The organism is Pseudomonas sp. PF05, from assembly GCF_056521845.1.
The window spans coordinates 1-2437 of the sequence record NZ_JBWLPW010000046.1; the positions used below are offsets into that span (position 1 = coordinate 1).

At 65.6% G+C, this 2437-nt stretch carries 1 protein-coding gene; it reads left to right on the plus strand.

Translation table 11 applies throughout. The features are described 5' to 3' along the window. A partial coding sequence (locus AC09SL_RS29330) for a condensation domain-containing protein (protein ID WP_479571984.1) occupies positions 1–2437 on the plus strand: 2437 nt, incomplete at both ends.

A 2437-nucleotide genomic window follows, 5' to 3' on the forward strand; every position in this document is an offset into this window, starting at 1 on the left:
CGAGATCGAAGCGACGCTGACGGCCTGCGAGGGTATCCGCGAGGCCGTGGTCATCGCCCGTGAAGACGCGCCGGGCGACAAGCGACTGGTGGGCTATGTGATTGCCACGGACGGCGCGCAACCGTCTGCCGCCGAGCTGCGTACACAATTACTGGCTTCGCTGGCGGACTACATGGTGCCCAGCGCGTTCGTGGTCCTCGAGGCGTTCCCGCTGACCACCAACGGCAAGCTTGATCGCAAGGCCTTGCCGGTACCGGATCAGTCGGCAGTGGCGGCCCGCGAATACGAAACGCCGCAAGGCGAGGCCGAGACGGCTATCGCCGCGATCTGGCAAGACTTGCTGGACCTTGAGCAGATCGGTCGTCACGACAATTTCTTTGAACTGGGCGGCCATTCACTGTTGGCGGTGAAGCTGATCGAGCGCATGCGCCACGTCGGCTTGAGTGCCGACGTACGGGTGCTGTTCGGTCAACCGACGCTGGCGGCCCTGGCGGCCGCGGTGGGTGGGCACACGGAAGTCGTGGTGCCGGGCAATGCGATCCCGGACGGCTGCACGCGAATCACCCCGGACATGTTGCCCTTGGCCGATCTGGACCAGGATGCCATTGACCGGATCGTAGCCATGGTGCCGGGTGGCGTGGCGAATGTGCAGGACATCTACGCCCTGGCGCCGTTGCAGGAGGGGATTCTGTATCACCACATCGCCGCCGCCCAGGGCGATCCCTACTTGCAATACGTGATGTTCGCCTTCGACAGCTTCGCCCATGTGGAGCATTTCACCCAGGCGCTGCAAGCCGTTGTCTCCCGTCACGATATCCTGCGCACCGGGGTGCTCTGGGAAGGCCTGGCCGAGCCCATGCAGGTGGTCTGGCGTGAGGCGCGGTTGGTGGTCGAATCGGTTGAACTGGACCCGGCGGCCGGGGTGGTTGCCACGCAGCTGCATCAGCGTTTCGACCCTCGGCACTATCGCCTGGACATCCGTCAGGCGCCACTGATGCGGGTCGCTTTTGCGCAAGACCCGGCCAACCAGCGCTGGGTGGGCATGCTGTTGTTCCATCACCTGGTGGACGACGCCACATCGCTGGCCGTGCTGTCGACGGAGATCTCGGCGCACATGCTCGGCCAGGCGCAACGCTTGCCGGTATCGGTGCCGTACCGCAACTACGTGGCCCAGGCGCGGTTGGGCGTGAGTCGCGAGGCCCATGAACGGTTCTTCCGCGACATGCTCGGTGATGTCGACGAGCCAACGTTGCCGTTCGATTTACAGGATGTGCAAGGCGATGGCAGCGACATCGAAGAGGTGCGCCAGGAGGTCGAGGCCGACCTCAGCCGTCGGCTGCGGGTCCAGGCGCGTCAGCTCGGGGTGAGCGCGGCGAGCTTGTATCACCTGGTCTGGGCCCAGGTCCTGGGCACGGTGTCGGGTCGCGACGACGTGGTGTTCGGCACCGTGTTGGTCGGGCGGATGCAGGGCGGCGAGGGCGCTGACCGGGCACTGGGGATGTTCATCAATACGTTGCCGTTGCGGGTGAACCTGGGGCAGACCGGTGTGCGTGCCGGCGTGAAAGCGACCCATGCCCGACTGACCGCCTTGCTTGGCCATGAGCACGCCTCGCTGGTGCTGGCGCAACGTTGCAGCGGCGTGGAGGCACCGACGCCGTTGTTCAGTGCCTTGCTCAACTATCGCCACACCGGCGCGGCAGCTTCCGCCGAAGCCTTGTCGGCCTGGGACGGCATCCAGGTGTTGGGTGGCGAAGAGCGGACCAACTACCCGCTGACATTGTCGGTGGATGACCAGGGCGAGGCGTTCAGCTTCTCCGTCATGACCCCGGCGCGCATCGGCGCCCAGCGGCTGTGTGGGTATGTGCGGCAGGCACTGGAAGGTTTGATCCAGATGCTGGAGCAGGCACCCGAGGCGCCGTTGCACCAGCTGTCGATCCTGCCGCCGAGCGAGCGCCTGAAACTGTTGGCCGAGTTCAATACCGGTGGCGCCGATGAGCCGCAGGAGCAGACCGCTCTCGGGCTGTTCGAAGCCCAGGTCCAACGCACGCCGGACAACGTGGCCGTTCAGCATGGCGGGCACTCGTTGAGTTATCGGCAGTTGGATGCGCGCGCCAACCAGTTGGCGCATTACCTGCGCAAGCAGGGCGTGCAGCCAGACTCGCGCGTCGCGATCTGTGTTCAGCGCAGCGCCGAGATGGTGATCGGGCTGTTGGCGATCCTCAAGGCGGGCGGTGGTTATGTGCCGTTGGATCCGGCGTATCCTGTCGAGCGGATTGCCTACATGTTGGCCGACAGCGAGCCGGCTGCGGTGCTGGCCCAGGCAGCGACCCGCGGGTTCCTGTCACAGGTTCAGGTGCCGTTGATCGATCTGGACGGCGGTCCGTGGCAAGACGAGCCGGAGCATACCCCGCAGGTCACCGGCCTGACGCCCGTCCAT